This is a genomic window from Pseudomonadales bacterium (assembly GCA_024234435.1).
Taxonomy (GTDB): Bacteria; Pseudomonadota; Gammaproteobacteria; order Pseudomonadales; family Porticoccaceae; genus JACKOF01.
The window spans coordinates 2,050,330-2,070,195 of sequence record JACKOF010000001.1 but is presented as its reverse complement, the minus strand read 5'-3'; the positions used below and the strand labels follow the sequence as shown (position 1 = coordinate 2,070,195).

The following is a 19,866-nucleotide window of genomic DNA, read 5'->3' as shown; positions in this document are numbered from 1 at the left end:
CGGGGTCAATAATAAAATATCGCTCGAAGGTGATATGTTTTTTTGAGATCAGTTAGAGGGTTTGTTGGGGTATTGATAGAGCACCACTGCGTCGACTGGTTCTCATGCAGTGGTGCGTCTCAGTGTTAGTGGCAGTTCTCGGCTTCGATTTTTTTGTTATCTTTTATGCGCTGTAAGCGTTCTTCTTCACTCAGATAGCGCTCTTCACCACTTTTTTCGTCCAGAAAGCGGATCCGGCCGCGTTGCAGGTTGGCCAGATTCTCTCTGGCGATCTGACAATTCTTTTTTCTCCGTGCTCTGTCTTCCGCAGCAACTTCTTTCGACTTTGCCAATGGCTTGTCTTCCTCCGGGGAGCTTTCCCGTGTGGACTGGTCAACAAGTGTTTCAGTTTCGCCCTGATGGTCGCTCTCGTTACCGGAGGGCGGTGTTACTCTCACGTCAACTTTTTGTGCCTGTTTGTTGTCGGGCGGCACTTCCGAGAAATGCCACCCGCCATTTTCATCCTGCCATTTGTAGATGGCTGAATAAGCGGATGAGCTCCCCGTTATCAGCAGTGCCACTGTGAGTAATACCGTAAGGGCAGATTTGTCCGAATGTTTCGATTTTGTATCCCTGTTCATGTTCTGTTTGCCATTTCGATTCGTATAGTGCTTGTAATAATAACGGATAATTTACTTTTTGTAGTGTGTTGCAGGCAGCAAAATCATTACCTGTATACGGGGTTATCGCCGATTATGTCTTGACTTGATGGCTAAAACTGCTAGAGTCTTCCACTTCTGCGGGTTTTGTACCCAATGCTGAGTACTGAGAATTTCAGACTCAGTTGCCAGGTTAAGTGTAAACAGCACTTACTGGTCATCCGGAACAGGTTTTAACCCAGAACCTGGATGTGTCGAATAACAAACGTTCGACCGCTCTGCTCAATAGCACACCCTTTGAGGTGATCCTGTGATGTCCTGTAATGTGGTTTCGCTTTCTGGCGAAGCCCGCTTTGCTTTGTGTGGAATTATGAGGATTAAATCGGTGACCCAGGATTCTGAAGAAAGACTTTCCGGTGGAGAGATTGTCATCCGTGCGTTGCAGGACGCAGGGGTAAAATACCTTTGGGGGTATCCCGGAGGAACGGTGCTGCATATTTACGATGCGCTGTTCCGTCAGGCGGGAATCAAACACATTCTTGTCCGCCACGAACAGGCGGCAGTTCATGCTGCTGATGCCTATGCGCGTGCAACCGGTGAGGTGGGCGCTGTTCTGGTAACCTCTGGTCCTGGCGCAACTAACGCCATCACCGGTATCGCTACAGCCTATATGGATTCTATACCGCTGGTGATTGTTTCCGGGCAGGTAACAAGCGACAAGGTTGGAGATGACGCCTTTCAGGAAACGGATATGCTGGGCGCTTCACGGCCTATTGTAAAACACAGTTTTCAGGCCAAGCGGGCTGAGGATCTGGCCGAAATTATTGCCAAATCATTCTATATTGCGGGTACCGGCAGGCCTGGTCCGGTGGTGATTGATATCCCCAAGGATGTGACGGACCCCAATCATAAAGTGCCCTATGAGTTTCCGCGGAAAATCAAAATGCGCTCCTATCAGCCGACTATGAAAGGGCATTCCGGGCAGATCAAACGGGCTCTCAAGGAATTACTCGCAGCCAAGCGGCCCGTTATCTATGCCGGTGGTGGTGTTGTTATCGGCAATGCCTCGAATCAGCTAACAGAACTAGCGCAAAAGCTGAACTTTCCTGTCACGAATACATTGATGGGTTTAGGCTCGTACCCTGCCGGAGATAAGCAGTTTATTGGTATGCTCGGTATGCACGGTACCTTTGAGTCGAATACGGCCATGCACCATTCAGATCTTATTTTCGCTGTTGGCGCACGCTTTGATGACCGGGTGACCAATACGCCGGACAAGTTTTGTCCGCAGGCAAAGATCATTCATATTGATATTGATCCAACTTCAATTTCGAAAACGATCGCCGCTGATATTCCCATTGTCGGGCCCTGTGATTTGATTTTGCAGGAAATGCTCGACTTACTGGATGAGACGAAGAAACGCCCGGATGAAAAGGCAATTACTGACTGGTGGAAGCAGATCAACGAGTGGCGTGACCGCCATGGTCTCTATACCAAGCCTCGTTACGAGCCAAGCCATGGCAACGTTATAAAGCCGCAGGATGTGATCAAGGCCTTGCATAAGGTTACCGGGGGCGACGCATTTGTTACTTCGGATGTGGGACAGCATCAGATGTTCGTAGCCCAGTACTACCCATTTAACAAGCCGCGCCGCTGGATTAATTCTGGCGGCCTGGGAACCATGGGCTTTGGTTTGCCGGCAGCGATGGGGGTGAAAATGGCTTATCGAGAATCTGATGTCGTTTGCGTGACGGGTGAAGGCAGTATCCAGATGTGTATTCAGGAGCTGTCGACCTGCACCCAGTACGGTTTGCCGATCAAAATCATCAACCTGAACAACCAGGCGTTGGGAATGGTTCGCCAGTGGCAGGATATGCAGTACAGCAGCCGCTACGCCGAGAGTCTCTATGAAGATTCGTTACCGGACTTTGTAAAGCTGGCGGAAGCTTACGGTCATGTCGGCATGAAAGTGACCGCCTACGATGAGCTTGAGGCCAGGCTTGAAGAATGTTTCAGCTTGAAAGATCGGACAGTGTTTATGGATATTTACGTGGATCGCTCGGAGCATGTCTACCCCATGCAGGTAGCACCTAACGGGTCGATGCGAGATATGTGGCTGAGCAAGACGGAGCGTACCTGATGAGACGAATCATTTCTGTATTACTGGAAAATGAACCCGGTGCATTGGCGCGAGTAGTAGGGTTGTTCGCCCAAAGAGGTTACAATATCGACTCTTTGAGTGTGGCTCCAACTGAAGATCAAACCCTTTCCCGGTTAACCCTGACTACACATGGGGACGACAAGGTTATAGAGCAAATTACCAAACACCTGCACAAGATTATTGATGTGGTCAAGGTAATAGATCTGACAGAAGGAGCTCATATCGAGCGCGAATTGATGCTCGTAAAAGTGAAAGCAGTAGGTGAGCAGCGCAATGAAATTGTGCGTTGTGTGGATATTTTTCGTGCCCAGATTGTGGATGTAGGCACCTCTGTGTACACCATTCAACTGGTTGGTGATGGTCAGAAGAATGATGCTTTCCTGCAGGCTTTGGGTGAGAGCGGTATTCTTGAGGTGGTTCGGTCGGGTGTTTCGGGAATTTCGCGTGGCGAGAAATCGCTGCGGGTTTAACAAAAATTTTATTGAATTACATTTTTATAGGTGAAAATAATGCAAGCGTACTATGACAAAGATTGTGATCTTTCAATTATTCAGAGCAAAAAAGTTGCCGTTTTGGGCTATGGTTCCCAAGGCCATGCTCATGCCTGCAACCTGAAAGATTCAGGGGTGGATGTAACCGTTGGCCTGCGTGCAGGTTCTTCGTCAATTGCCAAAGCTGAGGCGCATGGACTGACAGTTAAAAGTGTACCTGAAGCTGTTGCCGGGGCGGATCTTGTTATGGTATTGACGCCCGATGAATTCCAGTCCCAGTTATATCGCGACGAGATTGAACCTAACATCAAGCAAGGCGCAACCCTGGCGTTTGCCCATGGTTTTGCCATTCATTACAACCAGATTGTTCCTCGTGCCGATCTTGATGTGATCATGATTGCCCCTAAAGCGCCAGGCCATACCGTCCGCAATGAGTTTGTTAAAGGTGGCGGTATTCCGGATCTGATTGCAATCTATCAAAATGCTTCTGGCACAGCGAAAGAGCTGGCGTTGTCGTATGCGTCAGGTGTTGGTGGCGGCCGTACTGGCATTCTTGAAACCAGCTTCAAAGACGAAACGGAAACCGATCTGTTTGGTGAGCAGGCCGTTCTTTGTGGTGGTTGTGTCGAGCTGGTCAAGGCGGGTTATGAAACCCTGGTGGAAGCCGGTTATGCACCGGAAATGGCTTACTTCGAGTGTTTGCATGAGCTGAAGCTGATCGTTGATCTGATGTATGAAGGTGGTATTGCCAACATGAACTATTCTATTTCGAATAATGCGGAATACGGTGAATATGTAACAGGTCCGAAAGTGATCAATGATGAGTCTCGTGCCGCCATGCGCCAGGCACTGAAAGATATTCAGAATGGTGAATATGCCAAAATGTTCATCTCTGAAGGTGCTCTCAACTACCCATCAATGACAGCCTACCGCCGTAATAACGCCGCACATGGTATTGAACAGGTTGGTGAGAAGCTGCGCAGTATGATGCCTTGGATTACGGCTAATCAGCTGGTTAACAAAGATAAGAACTAAAATCCTGCCTCGTTCGAGCAGAATTTGAGAAAAGCCCGCCTCATTGAGGTGGGCTTTTTGTTTTTTCTTCATAGATTAATTGGCTATCCCGGTTTCGACGCCGATAACATAAAAGCAGTCGTTAACACATGCCGTCTTTTCGGGACGATTGATACACTTCATTTATATGTCTGTTGGCGGGTTTAACTCCCCAACGAGTGGGTTCATAATACGCCCACCCAGGCTGGAGGTGGATATGAGCGATCAGCAACAGACAGAATCAACGCCCGATAAATCCGGTGAGACTTCCGGCGCGGTGCAGCGCCCACGGGAGAAGCGACGGGGCATCTATTTGCTGCCAAACCTGCTGACTACGGGTGCCATGTTTGGTGGTTTTTACGCGATTCTGGCAGGAATGGACGGTAAGTTTGAAGCGGCTGCGATTGCCATTTTTATTGCCATGATTTTTGATGGTCTGGATGGGCGCGTAGCCCGTATGACAGACACTTCCACTGATTTCGGTGTGGAATATGACAGTCTTTCTGATATGGTCTCTTTCGGTATAGCGCCTGCGGTTGTCTGTTTCAGCTGGATATTGAATGAGGTTGGGCGAATTGGTTGGGCGGCGGCATTTATTTATGCTTCCTGCGCTGCGCTGCGGCTGGCACGATTTAATACCCAGATTGATACCGTTTCCAAACGTTATTTTATTGGACTCTCCAGTCCGACGGCTGCGGCAGTGGTAGCGGCAATGGTCTGGGCTGGTTACGATGCAGATGCTTCTCAGAGTATGGCATTGTTGGCGGCGCTGGTGACAGCAGTTGCGGGGCTGTTAATGGTGTCGAACTTTCGTTATTACAGCTTTAAAGAGGTTGATCTTAAAAGCAAGGTTCCCTTTGTGGTGATTTTTGCTGTAGCTATGGTTCTGGTTGTCGTCACGATTAATCCGCCAAAGGTATTGCTGGCTATGGCTGCGGTGTATGCTTTATCTGCCCCCGCAATATCCCTCTGGAAAAAGATGCGGCGTAAGCCCTCGGCTTCTTGATGGTCTATGCGCCAGAGGTTTACCCTTCTGAAGGCGAGGCAAGTGCACATTGTCTGTTTAAAAAATACAATTGACCTGTTTGCAAGTGAGACTTCCCGCGGGGAGAATTGGCCGATAATGGGCGCCTGCTGCAGGCAGGCAGTCTGGAGTGATAAAAAATGAGCAAAGAACGATTAATTATTTTTGACACCACATTGCGGGATGGGGAACAGAGCCCTGGTGCCTCAATGACAAAAGATGAAAAGCTTCGCATAGCCAAAGTGCTCGAAAAGCTGAAGGTTGATGTGATTGAGGCAGGCTTTGCCATTTCCAGCCCTGGTGATTTTGAGGCGGTTAAAGCGATTGCCGGGTCTATTAAGGACAGCACTATCTGCAGTTTGTCTCGCGCCATGCCATTGGATATCGAACGCGCAGCTGAGGCACTCAAAGGTGCCAACTCCGGTCGTATTCATACGTTTATTGCCACTTCTCCGATACATATGCAGCACAAACTGCTGATGACTCCGGATCAGGTGGTGGAGCAGGCCGTGTCCTCGGTTAAGCTTGCCCGTAATTTAATCGATGATGTAGAGTTCTCGCTGGAAGATTCCAGCCGCTCCGAGTTTGATTTCATGTGTCGCATCATTGAAGCGGTCATTGATGCCGGGGCAACCACCGTCAACTTGCCAGATACAGTTGGTTATGCGTTTCCTTCTGAATATGCAGACACCATTGGCCGGTTGATTCAGAATGTTCCCAATGCCGACAAGGCTGTTTTTTCAGTGCACTGCCATAACGATCTCGGTTTGGCTGTTTCCAACTCGTTGGCTGCTGTCATGCAGGGCGCCCGTCAGGTGGAATGTACCATTAATGGATTGGGTGAACGCGCGGGTAATGCTTCTCTGGAAGAAATTGTTATGGCCGTGCGCACTCGCAAGGATATATTCCCTGTTGAAACCGGCATTGATACTACTCAGATTACCCGCGCCTCCCGCCTGGTTTCGAGTATCACGGGTTTTCCTGTTCAGCCGAATAAAGCTATTGTGGGTGCCAATGCATTTGCCCATGAGTCCGGCATTCATCAGGATGGTGTACTGAAACACCGGGAAACCTACGAAATTATGAGTGCTGAGAGCGTTGGCCTGAATACCAACAAAATTGTCTTGGGTAAATTATCAGGTCGGGCTGCGTTTGCCGCGAGACTGGAAGATCTGGGTATCAGCTTTGACGATAAGGATGAACTCAACCAGGCTTTTCGGCGCTTCAAGGAATTGGCCGATAAAAAGCGGGAGATTTACGATGAGGACCTGCAGGCGTTGATTTCGGGGGTGCAGACCGAGAGCGAAGTGGATGCCATCACACTTGATAATCTGGAAGTGATATCAAAGACTGGTCAGCTTCCCCATGCGGCTATCGCCATGTCATATAAAGGAGAAAAGTTTATCTCGGAATCCGATGGTGATGGCGCAGTTGATGCGATTTTCAAAGCCATTGAAAAGAAGGTTAGCAGCGAGACGGAATTGAAGCTCTATTCAGTGAATGCGGTAACCGAAGGCACCGATTCCCAAGGCGATGTCACTGTTCGACTGGAGAAAGATGGTCGTATTGTGAATGGACAGGGCGCTGATACCGACGTACTGGTGGCCAGTGCCAAGGCCTATCTGAATGCGTTGAGTCTATTGAACAGCCCGGGTCGTTTGCATCCGCAGCTGGAAGGCATTTGACGGGCTGTTCTGGCCAACGTGGAGTCCGGATGAATCAGCAACTGCACAACTGGTATTTGTCTGTTCTGGGTATTACGCAATATATTCCCAGAGAGTCAGCCTCTGTTCTGGCAGCCAGCCAGTCGCCCGCGATCAAGGTTGAAGCGGATACTTCAGTTGAGCCCGGCGATCAACAGGTGTACAGCAAGCGCAAACCCGGACCCAGAATCACGATTGATCTGAATACATCTGAGACGGAGAAACCGGCAGCGCCGGTTACGGTGACAGATTCCTCTGCTATAACACAAGCGACGCCTGCAGCGCGGTTTCGTCTTGCCTGCTGGCAGCCAAGTGATGATCTGCTGGTCATTGACAGCCTTGAACCGGGAGAGCAGCCTGGTGCTGAACGCACGCAATTGCTGGTCAACATTCTGCGATCCATTAAGCGAATGCCAGATACGATTGCACAGGCTGAACTGATCGACTGGCCGGTGTCTGCCAATAGTCAGTCTACTGAAGCAGGAGCCAGAGCATTGTTGTCGGTGTTTCTTGATGCCCGTATCAAACAGCGTGGTGTCTGCTGGGTATTATTGATGGGTGAAATGGCCGCCATGTATATTGGTGAAACGGGTATTGGTGAAGCGGGCGCCAATTTTACTGTGGGCTCTCACCGTGAGCTTTCAGGTGGTGCAAAAGCGGTGCTAACCCATAGCCTGCAAAACATGCTTGACGCCCCGGCATGTAAAGCGGATACCTGGCAGGCGATTCGGTTCTTGCTGGATGTGTAGTTTGCCATTCAGTCATCAAATCAGGGCGATGGAGCCGGATGACGTAGTATCTGCTGCCCGCATAGAGCAGGCGGTGTCACCTCACCCTTGGCGTGAAATCCAGTTTTATGAAAGCCAGCAACGGCATCACAGTTATGTCATGGTAGAAGATCAAGCTGTAATCGGCTTTATGATTTACACCCTTATTGGCCCTGAGTCTGAAATTCTTAATATTGCCATTGATCCTGATTACCATAACAAAGGTCTTGGTACATATTTGCTGGCACGGTTGATAGAACAGGTGTCGGAAACCGCAGAGCGGTTATATCTTGAAGTGAGGGTATCCAATTTCCCCGCTATTCGACTTTACCAGAATGCCGGATTTGCAGAGTTGTGCATCCGAGAGAACTACTACCCGACCGCGCATGGGCGTGAGGACGCCATTATGATGGCTCTGGAACTTGGGGATTACTGACGGGGTGTTGTGTCTGTTCGCTGGTTTACTGTTAAAAAAGCGTATAAAGTTGTTGTGGATTGCGGAGTAAATACTGGACAAATATGACAGGAAGCAAATTGAAAATCCCGCCTAAACTGATTGTTCTGGACCTCGTTGGTGCGCTTTTGGTCGCTGTAGGTGTACTCAACATGATGGGCGAGGGTGGTATTGAAGGCGTAGTTTATTTTGTGGTCGGGTTGCTGTTGATGGTGCCGCTGATTACACATATTCTCAAAAGCATCCCCTCTGGCAGAAATCAGGATCGATAAATTGCTCCGCTCTGAATAATGCAATCAACCACACAATTTATGATCACCACACACAGCTAAGGGAATACAACAATGGAATTTGATATCGCATATTGGCATTGGCTTGTGCTTGGCATAGCGCTGGTGGTGGTGGAAATTTTTCTTCCCAGTTTTACCGTGTTCTGGTTTGGGCTGGGTGCTGTGGTGGTGGGTATTGTGCTGTGGCTGTTTCCCGGTATGGTGCTGGGTGGTCAGTTGGCCGTCTGGATTATCGCGTCCTGCGCTTTCACGATATTCTGGTTCAAATATTTCAAACCCAAAATGATTGACAAAACCAATGCCGGTGTAGCGCGAGATGCCGCCATTGGTGAGGCAGGTCAGGTTATTCGGGCACCTGTAGCGGGTGGCCGGGGTGAAGTCCGGTTTTCTACACCGGTGCTGGGGTCGGACGAATGGGAGTTTATCTGCGAGCAGGAAGTCAGTGTTGGTGACCGGGTGCATGTGAAGGATTTTTCCGGTAATACATTGATAGTGGTTAAGCTCAACTAAGCGGAATCTAACAGGAGTATAAAAAATGGAAGGAACAGTTGTTGTTTTTGCACTGCTGGTGCTAACAGTTATTACTATTGGTCTGGGTGTCAGGCTGGTGCCGCAGGGCAGCAAACATGTCGTTCAGCGCCTGGGCAAGTTTCATAAAACCCTGCCGCCGGGATTGAATATCATTATCCCCTATGTGGATTCCGTGGCTTACAAAGTTACCACGAAAGACATTGTGCTGGATATTCCCTCACAGGAAGTGATTACGCTGGATAACGTGGTGATCATTGCCAATGCGGTGGCGTACATCAATATTGTTTCACCCGAAAAAGCGGTTTACGGGGTGGAAGATTACGAACTGGCTATTCGCACACTGGTACAGACGTCACTGCGTTCAATTGTGGGTGAAATGGCGCTGGATGACGCGCTTTCATCGCGCGATCAGATTAAGGCCAAGCTGAAAATGTCAATTTCTGACGATATTGCTGATTGGGGTATTACCCTGAAAACCGTTGAAATTCAGGATATTAATCCATCAAGTACCATGCAGGCGGCAATGGAAGAGCAGGCCGCGGCCGAGCGCCAGCGCCGGGCCACAGTAACTCGCGCGGATGGGGAGAAAACGGCGGCTGTACTCGAGGCTGATGGTCGATTGGAAGCCTCTCGTCGCGATGCCGAGGCGAAAGTGGTGCTGGCTGAGGCAACCAAGGAAGCGATCGAAAAGGTAACTCTTGCGATTCAGGATAAGGAACTGCCCGCTACCTACCTGTTGGGTGAAAAGTATGTAGAGGCGATGCGCGAAATGGCAGAGTCCGGTAACTCCAAGGTCGTGGTTTTGCCAGCGGATATACCGGCTGCGGTGCGCGGTATTATGGGGTCGTTGAAATGACTAAAACCGAGCTGGAAGGCAGCTGCCTGTGTGGTGCTGTCAAATATCGGGTTTCCGGGGAGCCGGTGGCCATGTATCACTGCCACTGCCAGCGTTGCAGAAAAATGAATGGCACGGGGCATGCCTCGAATATTCGTGTTAAGTCGGCATCAGTGAAGTGGCTTCAGGGAGAAGCGCTAATTAATAGCTATAAGGTTCCCGAGGCGGACCGCTTCAGAAATGATTTCTGTGGTCAGTGTGGTTCGCCGTTACCACGTTATTTTGCTGCCCTTGAATTGGTGGTATTGCCAGCAGGCACTCTCGATGTGGAGCCTCAAAAGCTCCCCACCAGCCGCATTTTCAATAATTCCCGGGCTTCCTGGAGTTGTGAAGATGACCTGCCATCCTTCGAGGAATACCCACCCAACTTATAAGTCAAAACCTGTGCCAGGAAAGGGCGGCTTTAAGAGCTTCTTGGCCGTTTTTGCAGCTTTCTTTGTAATGTCCTGCGGTGCATGCCCAAGCTGCGGGCAGTTGCGGAAATATTGCCGTCGTTTTCTGCCAGTACTTTTTGTATATGTTCCCACTCCAGCCGATTGACCGACGGCGGTGTTTCGGGAACTGCTGTTGAGAGCTCGGTGGGCTCATCGCCAAATGCGGAGAGTATTTCATTCACTCCAGCGGGTTTGCAAAGATAATTGCTTGCTCCCAGTTTTATTGCCTCTACAGCTGTCGGGATACTGGAGTAGCCTGTGAGTATCAAAATGTCCATAACAGGGTTGCAGATTTTCAGTTGAGGCACCAGTTGCAGACCGGATTCCTGCTCAAGTTTCAGGTCGACAATTGCCTGTTGAGGCTGATGGCAGGTAGCTAACGCCAGAGCCTCTTTGATCGAAGCTGCGGTGTAAATCTGATAACCATGTCGTTCCAGTGAACGACCCAGTATGGCAGAGAAAGTGGTGTCATCGTCTACGAGCAGCATGGTTTTGGTTGATTGCGCTGTCATAGTGATCACTCGATGACCTTATTCAGTGGCAATATCACTTTTGTTATTGTTCCGCCGTTATCAGCGCTATGGATACTGACCGAGCCACCGAATCGATTTAAGGCTGTGTGCGCCAGAAATGTGCCCAGTCCCAACCCGTCAGGCTTTTCCGAAACCAGTGGCTGCCCGAATTTTCGGGCGGTTTGCGAGTCTATTCCCGATCCAAAATCCCGGATAGTCATGGTCGCTTGCTGCTGATTCCAGCATACCTGCACATCAACATTTTTGGGACTGGCATCCGCCGCATTGTTTAGCAGATTGAGCAGGGATTGCGCGATAGTGGGGTGGAAAGAGGCCGATATTTCAGGCAGTTCTGCTGAAAAATAAATACCGACAGTTAACTGTGGGCGCATCACCTGCCAGCGGTCAAGTAGGGTCGTAAAGTATTGCTGTAACCGCTGTGGGGGCTGTTCTGTCTCACTGCTTTGGGCAGTGGCAATCAGCTGTTTAAGCGTAATGCGACATTGCTCTATTTGTTGCTGAAGAATATGCATGTCCTGATCTTCACTGTCTTCAGCAACCAGCTCATCTACCAACACCTTCATGGTGTTTAATGGCGTTCCCAGTTCATGGGCGGTTCCCGCCGCCAGCGTGCCTATTGCCAGGATTTGATCATTTCTCAGAGCATCTTCGTGTTGCCTGTTGAGTAACGTCTGTTGTTCGCGAACAGTCTTTGCCATACGGGTGACAAAATAGGTGATCAACCCTGCACTGATAGCAAAATTTGCCCACATGCCAATCAGGTGAAGGTTGTTTTCTCCACTGTGCTGGTGACTGTTCATTAAGGCAGGCATCAGTGCCGGAATGGGCATGTGATAGTTCATCAGTAAGCTATAAGCCAGTAGTGAAAAGCCGGTTGTTGCCCAGGTAAAGTGGGCGGGCAAGGTGGCAGCAGCGATACTGATAGGAACCAGATAATAGGAGATGAAAGGGTTGGCGGCACCACCGCTGAAATACACCAGAGCAGTAAAGAAGGCAATATCCACTAGCAGGTGGTTAAAAAATTCCAGCTGGGTAATAGACGGTTGGCGAAAGCTGCGCCACCAGGTGGCACCGATCACCAGAGCATAGGAAGCGAGCAGTAAACCAAGGGTGATGACGGGTAAACCAATGTCGGAAATTTGACTGAAAAAAAGGAGGGCCAGAATCTGGCCCCCAAGAGCGATGTTCCTGATGATACTGAGGCGTTGCAAGTTGAGCCTCATTGCGGTGCTTTCCGATACAGGCTGCTCTGGTCGTGAGTTATTCATCAGGTTATTTTACCAGAAGCTTACCGATTACCCGAAAGGTCAGATTTGTCGTCGCGTTTACCTGTTTGTACCAATTACCAATTAACGGTTACCGCCAGCCATGTGTTGCGGCCTGCACCCGGTAGGCGATCACCTAACAGAATATCACTGCCTCCATTGCGGTTATAACCTGCCAGATGATCCTGATAGCGTTTGTCGAATACATTACCTATACCGGCACTGATGTCGATGTTTGCTGAAACAGCATATTGGCCCGTCAGATTGACAATACCGTAACCGGAGGATTCCAGCTCATCATTGAAAGTGGACGTTTTATTTTGTTTTGCGTTCAGTACTGATTCGGCCGTCAGGCTCCAATCTCGGCCCTCCTTGTTGTGGCCCTGATAAGTGATAGCCAGCCGATGATTCAGCGGTGCCACGCGGTATAAATTGTCACTCTCGTCGGTGCGTTTACCACGCACGTAGCTCAGATTGCCGGTCAGGGAGAGATGCTCACTTAGTTGGTAGCCATATGCCATATCGAAGCCATGCATCTCGGCGTCAATATTGTCGAACATCAGTGCCGACTGGCCGCTCATCATGGTGCTGACCATATTGGCTGTAGGGTTAGTGGATGGTACACCTTGTATGTAATCTTCAATGCGGCGATAAAATACTTGGGGTGATGCCCAGCCTTTATCATTTTGCCACTGAATACCCGCGGTTACTTCGTTGGCTGTCTCGCTATCCAGGTCCAGGTTGCCGGTATAGTTGCGGCCATCAGCCAGACCTCCGGTTGCGGTAAGGGGTAACCATAAATAGAGCTCCTGATAGGAAGGCGCTCGGTTTTTTCTGCCAAGGCCCAGTTGCAAGGTGACCATATCAGAGAGCGATGTTTCGGCTTTTACCACCACATCAATGTTGTCGTAGTTCAAGCTGCGGTCAGCGTCATTAAAAATTGTGGCTAACAGGTTGGCATTCATTGCCATCATACCCATCAGGCCATTGATACTGACTTCACTTGCATCCATTTCTACATGGTTGTAGCGCAGCCCTGTTTCAATATTCCAACCGGAAGTATGGCCTTTCCACTCGGCAAATATCCCCATTATGTCGCGTTCAGTATCATTAAAATTATGCAGGATGAACATGTCGTTATTGGGGTTGCTGATTTCAGAATTATGCACAGACAGGTTGCCATCGGTACCTATGGTTAAACTACCATTTTCCATCGGCCATTCGGCTTGTAGCTTCCAGCTTTTCCCCAAGGCTGTCGCATGGTTAAAGCGATACATCATTGGTGATGCAGGGGCTTGCCGCTGAGAGAAGTTATCCATGCCGTGATCGACATGACTGTAGGCAAATGAAGCGCTCACTTTTGCTTCACCTATGGCGGTGGAGCCTTTAAATCCGGCCAGGTCGCTTTCAATAAAGTTAATATCCATTGGCAGCGCGGGGGTGCCGGAATTTCGAGTATCCAGCTGGCCTGCGTATACTTGCACGGTGGTTTCGCCGTTCTGCCAGCCATAGCCCAGATCATAGCGGCTGCGGCGGTATTGACTGCCTCCTATGGTGTCTGAGTCGCCAGCTTCAGTATCATCGCCTTCATCATGGCTGCCCAGGATTGACCATTTGTGTTGTTGATTGGCAACTGTTGCTTTTAGGGCCGAGCTGTTTCCATTGCTACTGTCGTTAAAGCGATTGGCCGCTGTTCCGGTTATTGAAAAGTTATCAGATGATGAGAAATCCCCGCGATCAAGCTCTGCTGTTATGTGTCCGCCTAGTGATTCCTGGGCTGCGCTGACTGACACCATGCCGCGGTGCAGGCCAAGCTCTTTTAGAAGTAATGACGGCGTGTAAGAGAGTGGTGTATCCATTGCGTTAGGGCCACCCGTGAGAGCCGGTGCGTGGTCAACGTGTACGCTGACTCTGTCGCCGTACAAGCCTCGGTACTGAACGATACCTGTCACAGGACCATTGCTGTTTACATTGGCCCCGGGCAGTGTTCTCAGTAATGCAGCGGTATCTATCGGTGCTGCTTCAAAATTACTGTCTATAGTGAGTTTACTCTGGCCAGTATCGTTACCCTGCACCACAATTTCTTCCATTTCGTTGTGACCACCAAAAGCGGGTTTGGCCAACATAACAGCTGACAGGGTAAGGGGTAGAAAGCGGATAACACGACGCACAAACATTCTCCAAAATAATGCAAACAGGCTGGTTTTTATGACAGATATGATAATCAATGGCGGTGAATTTTAGGATGCGACAAATTGTCGCAGGTTATGTAACAAAGTTGCTGTTAGAAAACAGTATTTCTTCGATCTAATGTGAAGGGTTGTTATTTAAGTTATATTGTATGAAATTAAGGGTTTTATAAATTTTTAAAAGGACTTTTCGCTTGCCTAGATACTCCTCAATAAGCGCTATTACCTGCTGGTCTAATAAATATTCCTGGTATGAACAGGTAGCAGTATGCCTTGTGAATCTGGCGCTACTTTGTTGCCTGATGTTTGGGCACTCCGCTTTCGCTACAGATTACGCTTTCGATCCAGTGCCGGATTGGGTTCTGCACGTAAAAATTGAACAAAAGAGTCAGGCTGCGTTACAAAGTACTAGCGAAGGAGTGGATTATCAGTTAGTTGATCAGCAATGGAACGTGACGGACACTAAACAAATACGTTATTTTCACTTTATTAATAAAGCTTTGAATTCTAGCGGTGTTGGAAAAGTATCGCACATATCTATTGATTTTGATCCTGTCTATGAAAAAGTCTATATACATCAGATACAGCTTCATCGTTCTGGGAAGGTCATGGACCGAATAGGGCGGTCTAAAATTGATCTTATTCAACGGGAGAAAAATCTCGAGTCCAAAATTTATAATGGTACTAAGACTATTAATGTGTTTTTGGAAGACATTCGTCCAGGGGATGTCGTTGAGTATAGTTATTCTATTGAGGGGGCAAACCCCGTTCTTTTGGGACACTTTTCAGCGCTTTTGAGTATGCGTTGGTCGGTTCCCGTGGGGCGAGTTTATTATCGCATATTATGGGGTTTACCTCGGCCATTATATATTCGAAACCATGGAATTGATATTGAGCCAATAAAGAAGGCTGTTAACCAATTTAAAGAATACGTTTGGAATCAAAATAGCGTTGAAGCATTGGTTGTTGATAAAAGTGTACCGAGTTGGTTTGAGCCTTTTCCTGTCATTTATTTAAGTGATGTCAATGATTGGCAAAAGGTACAACGCTGGGCATGGCCTTTGTATCGACCCTTAATCAATACACCTTTTCAAGAAGAAATAGTTAATTCAATCCAAAGGGTAGCGAAGGAGCCGGAACAAAAGGTAATGGAAGCGCTGCATTTTGTGCAGAATGAAGTGCGCTATTTAGGTATTGAAATGGGTGAACGTTCATATCAGCCAAGTGCGCCAGATCAGGTTATTGATCGACGTTTTGGAGACTGTAAGGATAAGTCTAGATTGTTGGTCAGCTTGCTTCAGAGCATGGGTATTGAGGCAAGCACAGCGCTTGTGAATACAGAGAACGGGCCGCAATTGATGGAGATGCTGCCAACACCATCAGCATTTAATCACGCTATTGTGCTGGTTAACCTGAATGGAAATAATTATTGGCTTGACCCCACTCGAAGTAATCAAAAAGGAAACCTGAGCACAATTTATACTCCAAATTATGATTATGCATTAGTTGTTTCGGAGCATGGAACTGGATTGACAAAAATGTCTGATGATATCAATGCTGTACATAGCAAAACGGTAGAAGAAAAATTCGATATCAGAGATGCACTTATAAAACCAGCAACATATGGAATCCAAACTGATTACGAACGATATTATGCAGATTCAGTGAGGCAGCAATTATCAGAAACAAGCCTTAAGGAGATACAGCAATCTTATCTAAATTACATAGCTGGGTATTACCCAAATGTAGAAGTGGCTAAAGGAATGACGTTTTCTGACGATTCTCAAATGAACAGATTGTCTCTAAAAGAAAACTATGAAATAAAGGATATATGGGTCGAGAATGATGACAAGCGCTATGTGGAGATAGAGTTCATCCCTTTTTTGATTAACGATCATGTCAAATCTGTGGAAGCTCTTGTTCGTGATATGCCTTATGCGGTTACACACCCTGTTAGCTACCGACACACTACTGAAATTTTGGTGCCTGAAAATTCAAGTTTCGATGAAGAATTTTTTGAGGTCAAAGATAAAGCTTTTCGGTTTACAAAAAAGGTGACTTTTCTCAATGATGCCTTGTTGATTGATTACTTTTACGAGTCGCTCAGAGATCATGTTTTGCCTGAAGATATTCAGGTGTATTCTGAGAAAATTAAAATGGTACAGGAGCTCTCTTACTACCAGATCCAGATGCCTAACCCAGATGTTGATTTTGGGGAGTATCACTTCGATATAAATGACGTAAATTGGTTGATGATTATTATTGTCTTCTTGGCAGTAATCGGTTTTACGTTCATCGGAATTAAGTATGTCTATCTTTATGACCCTGTTTATCAAGCTCCTGATAATGTTAACAACCAACTCCAAGGGCTTTCGGGTTGGTTGATACTTCCTGCACTTGCATTAATTGCCAGTCCTGTAAATATTTTGGTGTCATCTGCAGAGCTTTGGTATGTTTTTTCTGCAGAACAGTGGTCAATTATTTATGATCGGTTCGATGTAGAAGTATTGATTTTGATAGCCAGTGAAGTGGTTTGTAATATTGCGATGGTGATTATGGGAGTGGTTGTAGTTTTTCTATTTTTTACACGAAGGCATACTTTTCCGCGGTTTTTCATAATTTATTTCATGTTGATGTTGAGTGTTTTTGGCTTAGATCTTGTTGTGATTTACTTGATGTCTGATGCAGGACTCGAGGTGGAGGATTCAGATATTTCCGAGCTATTACGTTTAGTTTTTCATACAAGTATCTGGAGTTTCTATTTACTGAAATCTCAGCGTGTAAAGGCTACTTTTACTCGACAGCTAGGTTAGTACTCTCAATAGCCAGGCTGGGGTATTTATTGAGAAATGGATTGGTTGCTTTAAAAATGAGGCTTGATATGGGCCTAAATAGAGCATTACGGGAGCGAGGTTAATGATAATAAGAATCAAGAAAACTAGTGGCATGATGTTAGCCATTCTTATCTTTTTTTCTAGCTCAGTTTTTAGTGAAGGTTCCTGGTGGCAGAAAGGGCTGGGTTTGTTGAAGAATTCAGATGAAAGCAAGCCGCTAACTGACACGGTAAGGGCTGCTTTGGATAATGATGATATCGCTGCAGCCTTTAAAGAAGCTCTTCGCATTGGGTCAGATAATGTCGTGAAGCAGCTGGGGGTGGTAGATGGCTTTAATGCTGACCCGGTTATTCATATTCCGTTGCCAGAGCAACTGGCCACAGTGAAACAACTGTTAGGCAAAGTCGGTATGTCACCGGTGGTGGATGATCTGGAACTTAAACTTAACCGGGCAGCTGAGGCAGCAACCCCAAAGGCAAAAGCCCTGTTTTTCAGCGCCATCAATCAGATGACGTTTGATGATGTAAAATCCATTTACGAGGGCTCTGAAGATTCTGCCACCCAGTATTTCAGGCAGAAAATGTCGCCCGAATTAATCAATGAAATGCGCCCCATTATTGAGAACAGTTTGTCTGAGGTAGGTGCCATAAAGGTTTATGACAATGTGATGGGCCGTTACCAACAGCTACCCTTTGTGCCAGATGTAAAAGCCAATCTGATTGATCATGTTGTAGATCGGGGCATGGAGGGGATTTTCCATTACATTGCTGAAGAGGAAGCAGCAATTCGCAAAGACCCTGTTAAACAAAGTACCGAACTGTTGAAGAAAGTATTTGGGAAAAAATAAAGGGGCTGATAAGTCTCGCTCTTTTGGCGGTAATGTTAGTCATGCAATCAGTCATATAACGGCAATACTCGCAGATCAGACTGCGTCAACATTTGTGCCTATACGTTTGTGAAATTCCGTGCTAGTCTTATGGTCGATTTTTCAATTCGGTATCCGGATACGTTTTAGGGGGCGCCAGATTTCGCGCGTTGCCTGGTATCAAACACAATTTAGTATTTATCGAGAGCAACAAGATAAGGAGTTTCTTGAATGGACTTATTTGCTCTGGTTTCTCCCTTGAGGGAACCAAAAAAAGTACTGTTACAAGGCTTTTTTGTCATCTGTTTTTTATCTGTTTCCCTGTGTTTTGCGGAAGCAGGTAAAGGACTGGATGACTCATCGCCAAATCAATTACACAACAAACCGTGGCATAGCAGCGCTGTTCAGGTATTGGCATATAAAGGTGACAGCCTTCTCAATCAGGGTTCTGGCGTTGTGGTTGCTGTGGATGGAGTTGTTGTTACCAGCTCCCACCTGCTAGAAAGTGCCGACAGGTATATTATTAAAGATGAAACCGGACAAGAAAGTCCGGCAGTGATCGTTAACAAGAATGATGCCTCCGATATCGCTGTTTTACGCGCTGGCGGCATGGTTGCTACCCCCGTTCAGTTTTCTTTTAATCCCGTTTCTGAAAAAGACACACTCGAAATAGCCGGTTATTGGCATTTGTCTCCGGAAGAGCCGCGCAGTTCTTTCTTTGGTCTGTCAAACAAGCCCCGCTTTGTGGCGGCTGTGGTGCCGAATATTCAAACCACAAAAGCTCTGTTGGGCGATGGCACCGGGGAAGAGTATTTAAAACTGGTGACGTCTGTCGGGCGTGGTGCTTACGGAGCTCCGCTGGCAAATCGCTGTGGTCAGCTGGTTGGGTTGGTTCGGCCCAAGCCGGGGAAAACACTTAAGGAACTCTGGCAGCCACATACTCCGCTTGGCGCTGTAGCGACAAAGGTGTCGAATGTTGAGCAATTACTGGTATCGCTATCTATATCAGTAGAAAAAGCCAGTGAAGCTTGCCTTAGTGTGATTGACCAGCAAAAGGCTGCACAGACTGCCAAACAGCAGGAAATAGACCAAGCCAAAAAGAAAACCCGGCAAGCTGAAGAGGAAGCAAAAAAGGCGAAAGAAGCAGCTGAAAAAGAAAAGCAGGCCAGAGAAGATGCTGAAAAAGGTCGTGAAGAAATATCGACCATTGTTTCGGACGTCAACAGCAAAGCCGAGCTGATTGATTCTGAAAACAGTGAAATCAAAGAAAAAAACCAGACTCTGCTCTGGTCTGTTGTCGCGGCAATTATTATTGGACTTTTGTTGGTGATAATACTGGTGTCTAAACGCCGCAAGGATCTTTTGGCAGCGAACATGGCATTGCAGGCCGCCTCTGCCAGTTTTGGCGACTGTCGTTTTGAAGGCAGGGATTCTTCGGGAGCCCCGATGGCTTTTTTTGTGTTGGGTAAAGATTTAATGCAAAGGGCAAACGGATTGATACTCGGACGAAATCCCGATGTCGCGCAAGTGGTGATAGCCGATGACACGGTGAGTCGGCAGCATGCACAGTTATTTGTAAAAGACAGGTATTTGCATATCAGGGATCTGGGCTCTACGGGCGGCACTCGTATTAATGGTGTTGCCGTTTCGGACGAGGGCGCGGCGGCGATTGCTGGTGATGTGGTGGAATTTGGTCAGGTGCGTTGCACGCTGACAATTTCGGATGGAGATAGATAGGC

At 47.6% G+C, this 19,866-nt stretch carries 18 protein-coding genes; 14 read left to right on the top strand and 4 right to left on the bottom strand.

The window, feature by feature from the left end:
* Positions 1–125: 125 nt before the first annotated feature.
* On the bottom strand, positions 126–620 hold the full coding sequence (locus H7A02_09530) for a DUF4124 domain-containing protein (protein MCP5172494.1): 495 nt from the start codon (positions 618–620) through the stop codon (positions 126–128).
* Positions 621–1,008: 388 nt separating this feature from the next.
* Here H7A02_09530 and H7A02_09525 point away from each other — a divergent pair, with 388 nt between their 5' ends.
* The 11 genes from H7A02_09525 to H7A02_09475 all read left to right on the top strand — a co-directional run bounded on the left by H7A02_09525 (position 1,009) and on the right by H7A02_09475 (position 10,381).
* Complete coding sequence (locus tag H7A02_09525) at positions 1,009–2,778, top strand: acetolactate synthase 3 large subunit (GenBank protein MCP5172493.1); 1,770 nt, start codon at positions 1,009–1,011, stop codon at positions 2,776–2,778.
* Entirely contained in the window at positions 2,778–3,269 is a 492-nt protein-coding gene (ilvN, locus tag H7A02_09520) for an acetolactate synthase small subunit (protein ID MCP5172492.1), read from the top strand. Before H7A02_09525 ends, ilvN begins: the two co-directional genes overlap by 1 nt.
* Before the next feature lie 39 nt (positions 3,270–3,308).
* Complete coding sequence (ilvC, locus tag H7A02_09515) at positions 3,309–4,325, top strand: ketol-acid reductoisomerase (protein ID MCP5172491.1); 1,017 nt, start codon at positions 3,309–3,311, stop codon at positions 4,323–4,325.
* A gap of 235 nt (positions 4,326–4,560) precedes the next feature.
* Positions 4,561–5,349, top strand: coding sequence for a CDP-diacylglycerol--serine O-phosphatidyltransferase (gene pssA / locus H7A02_09510; protein ID MCP5172490.1), 789 nt, complete (start codon positions 4,561–4,563; stop codon positions 5,347–5,349).
* Between the two features lie 158 nt (positions 5,350–5,507).
* Positions 5,508–7,052, top strand: coding sequence for a 2-isopropylmalate synthase (locus H7A02_09505; protein ID MCP5172489.1), 1,545 nt, complete (start codon positions 5,508–5,510; stop codon positions 7,050–7,052).
* Between the two features lie 29 nt (positions 7,053–7,081).
* On the top strand, positions 7,082–7,819 hold the full coding sequence (locus tag H7A02_09500; protein MCP5172488.1) for a hypothetical protein: 738 nt from the start codon (positions 7,082–7,084) through the stop codon (positions 7,817–7,819).
* A gap of 1 nt (position 7,820) precedes the next feature.
* Entirely contained in the window at positions 7,821–8,273 is a 453-nt protein-coding gene (gene rimI / locus H7A02_09495) for a ribosomal protein S18-alanine N-acetyltransferase (protein ID MCP5172487.1), read from the top strand.
* Positions 8,274–8,371: 98 nt separating this feature from the next.
* Positions 8,372–8,563 carry a hypothetical protein gene (locus tag H7A02_09490; protein ID MCP5172486.1) on the top strand — a complete coding sequence of 64 codons (192 nt, stop codon included), beginning with the start codon at positions 8,372–8,374 and terminating at the stop codon, positions 8,561–8,563.
* Positions 8,564–8,635: 72 nt separating this feature from the next.
* Complete coding sequence (locus tag H7A02_09485; protein MCP5172485.1) at positions 8,636–9,091, top strand: NfeD family protein; 456 nt, start codon at positions 8,636–8,638, stop codon at positions 9,089–9,091.
* Between the two features lie 25 nt (positions 9,092–9,116).
* Positions 9,117–9,968, top strand: a complete 852-nt coding sequence (locus H7A02_09480) for a paraslipin (protein ID MCP5172484.1) — start codon at positions 9,117–9,119, stop codon at positions 9,966–9,968.
* Complete coding sequence (locus H7A02_09475; GenBank protein ID MCP5172483.1) at positions 9,965–10,381, top strand: GFA family protein; 417 nt, start codon at positions 9,965–9,967, stop codon at positions 10,379–10,381. Before H7A02_09480 ends, H7A02_09475 begins: the two co-directional genes overlap by 4 nt.
* Before the next feature lie 29 nt (positions 10,382–10,410).
* On the opposite strand, the gene H7A02_09470 is transcribed toward H7A02_09475, so the two are convergent.
* The 3 genes from H7A02_09470 to H7A02_09460 form a co-directional block, all read right to left on the bottom strand.
* Entirely contained in the window at positions 10,411–10,953 is a 543-nt protein-coding gene (locus H7A02_09470; GenBank protein ID MCP5172482.1) for a response regulator transcription factor, read from the bottom strand.
* A 5-nt stretch (positions 10,954–10,958) separates the two neighbouring features.
* Positions 10,959–12,242 carry a HAMP domain-containing histidine kinase gene (locus H7A02_09465; GenBank protein MCP5172481.1) on the bottom strand — a complete coding sequence of 428 codons (1,284 nt, stop codon included), beginning with the start codon at positions 12,240–12,242 and terminating at the stop codon, positions 10,959–10,961.
* A 74-nt stretch (positions 12,243–12,316) separates the two neighbouring features.
* Complete coding sequence (locus tag H7A02_09460; protein ID MCP5172480.1) at positions 12,317–14,410, bottom strand: TonB-dependent receptor; 2,094 nt, start codon at positions 14,408–14,410, stop codon at positions 12,317–12,319.
* 293 nt (positions 14,411–14,703) lie between these two features.
* On the opposite strand from H7A02_09460, the gene H7A02_09455 reads away from it, so the two are divergent.
* The 3 genes from H7A02_09455 (at position 14,704) to H7A02_09445 (ending at position 19,864) form a co-directional block, all read left to right on the top strand.
* Positions 14,704–17,241, top strand: coding sequence for a DUF3857 domain-containing protein (locus tag H7A02_09455; protein ID MCP5172479.1), 2,538 nt, complete (start codon positions 14,704–14,706; stop codon positions 17,239–17,241).
* 103 nt (positions 17,242–17,344) lie between these two features.
* Positions 17,345–18,109, top strand: coding sequence for a DUF4197 domain-containing protein (locus H7A02_09450; GenBank protein ID MCP5172478.1), 765 nt, complete (start codon positions 17,345–17,347; stop codon positions 18,107–18,109).
* 249 nt (positions 18,110–18,358) lie between these two features.
* Positions 18,359–19,864 (top strand): FHA domain-containing protein, encoded by a 1,506-nt coding sequence (locus tag H7A02_09445; GenBank protein ID MCP5172477.1) that lies wholly within the window; start codon positions 18,359–18,361, stop codon positions 19,862–19,864.
* Positions 19,865–19,866: the final 2 nt, after the last annotated feature.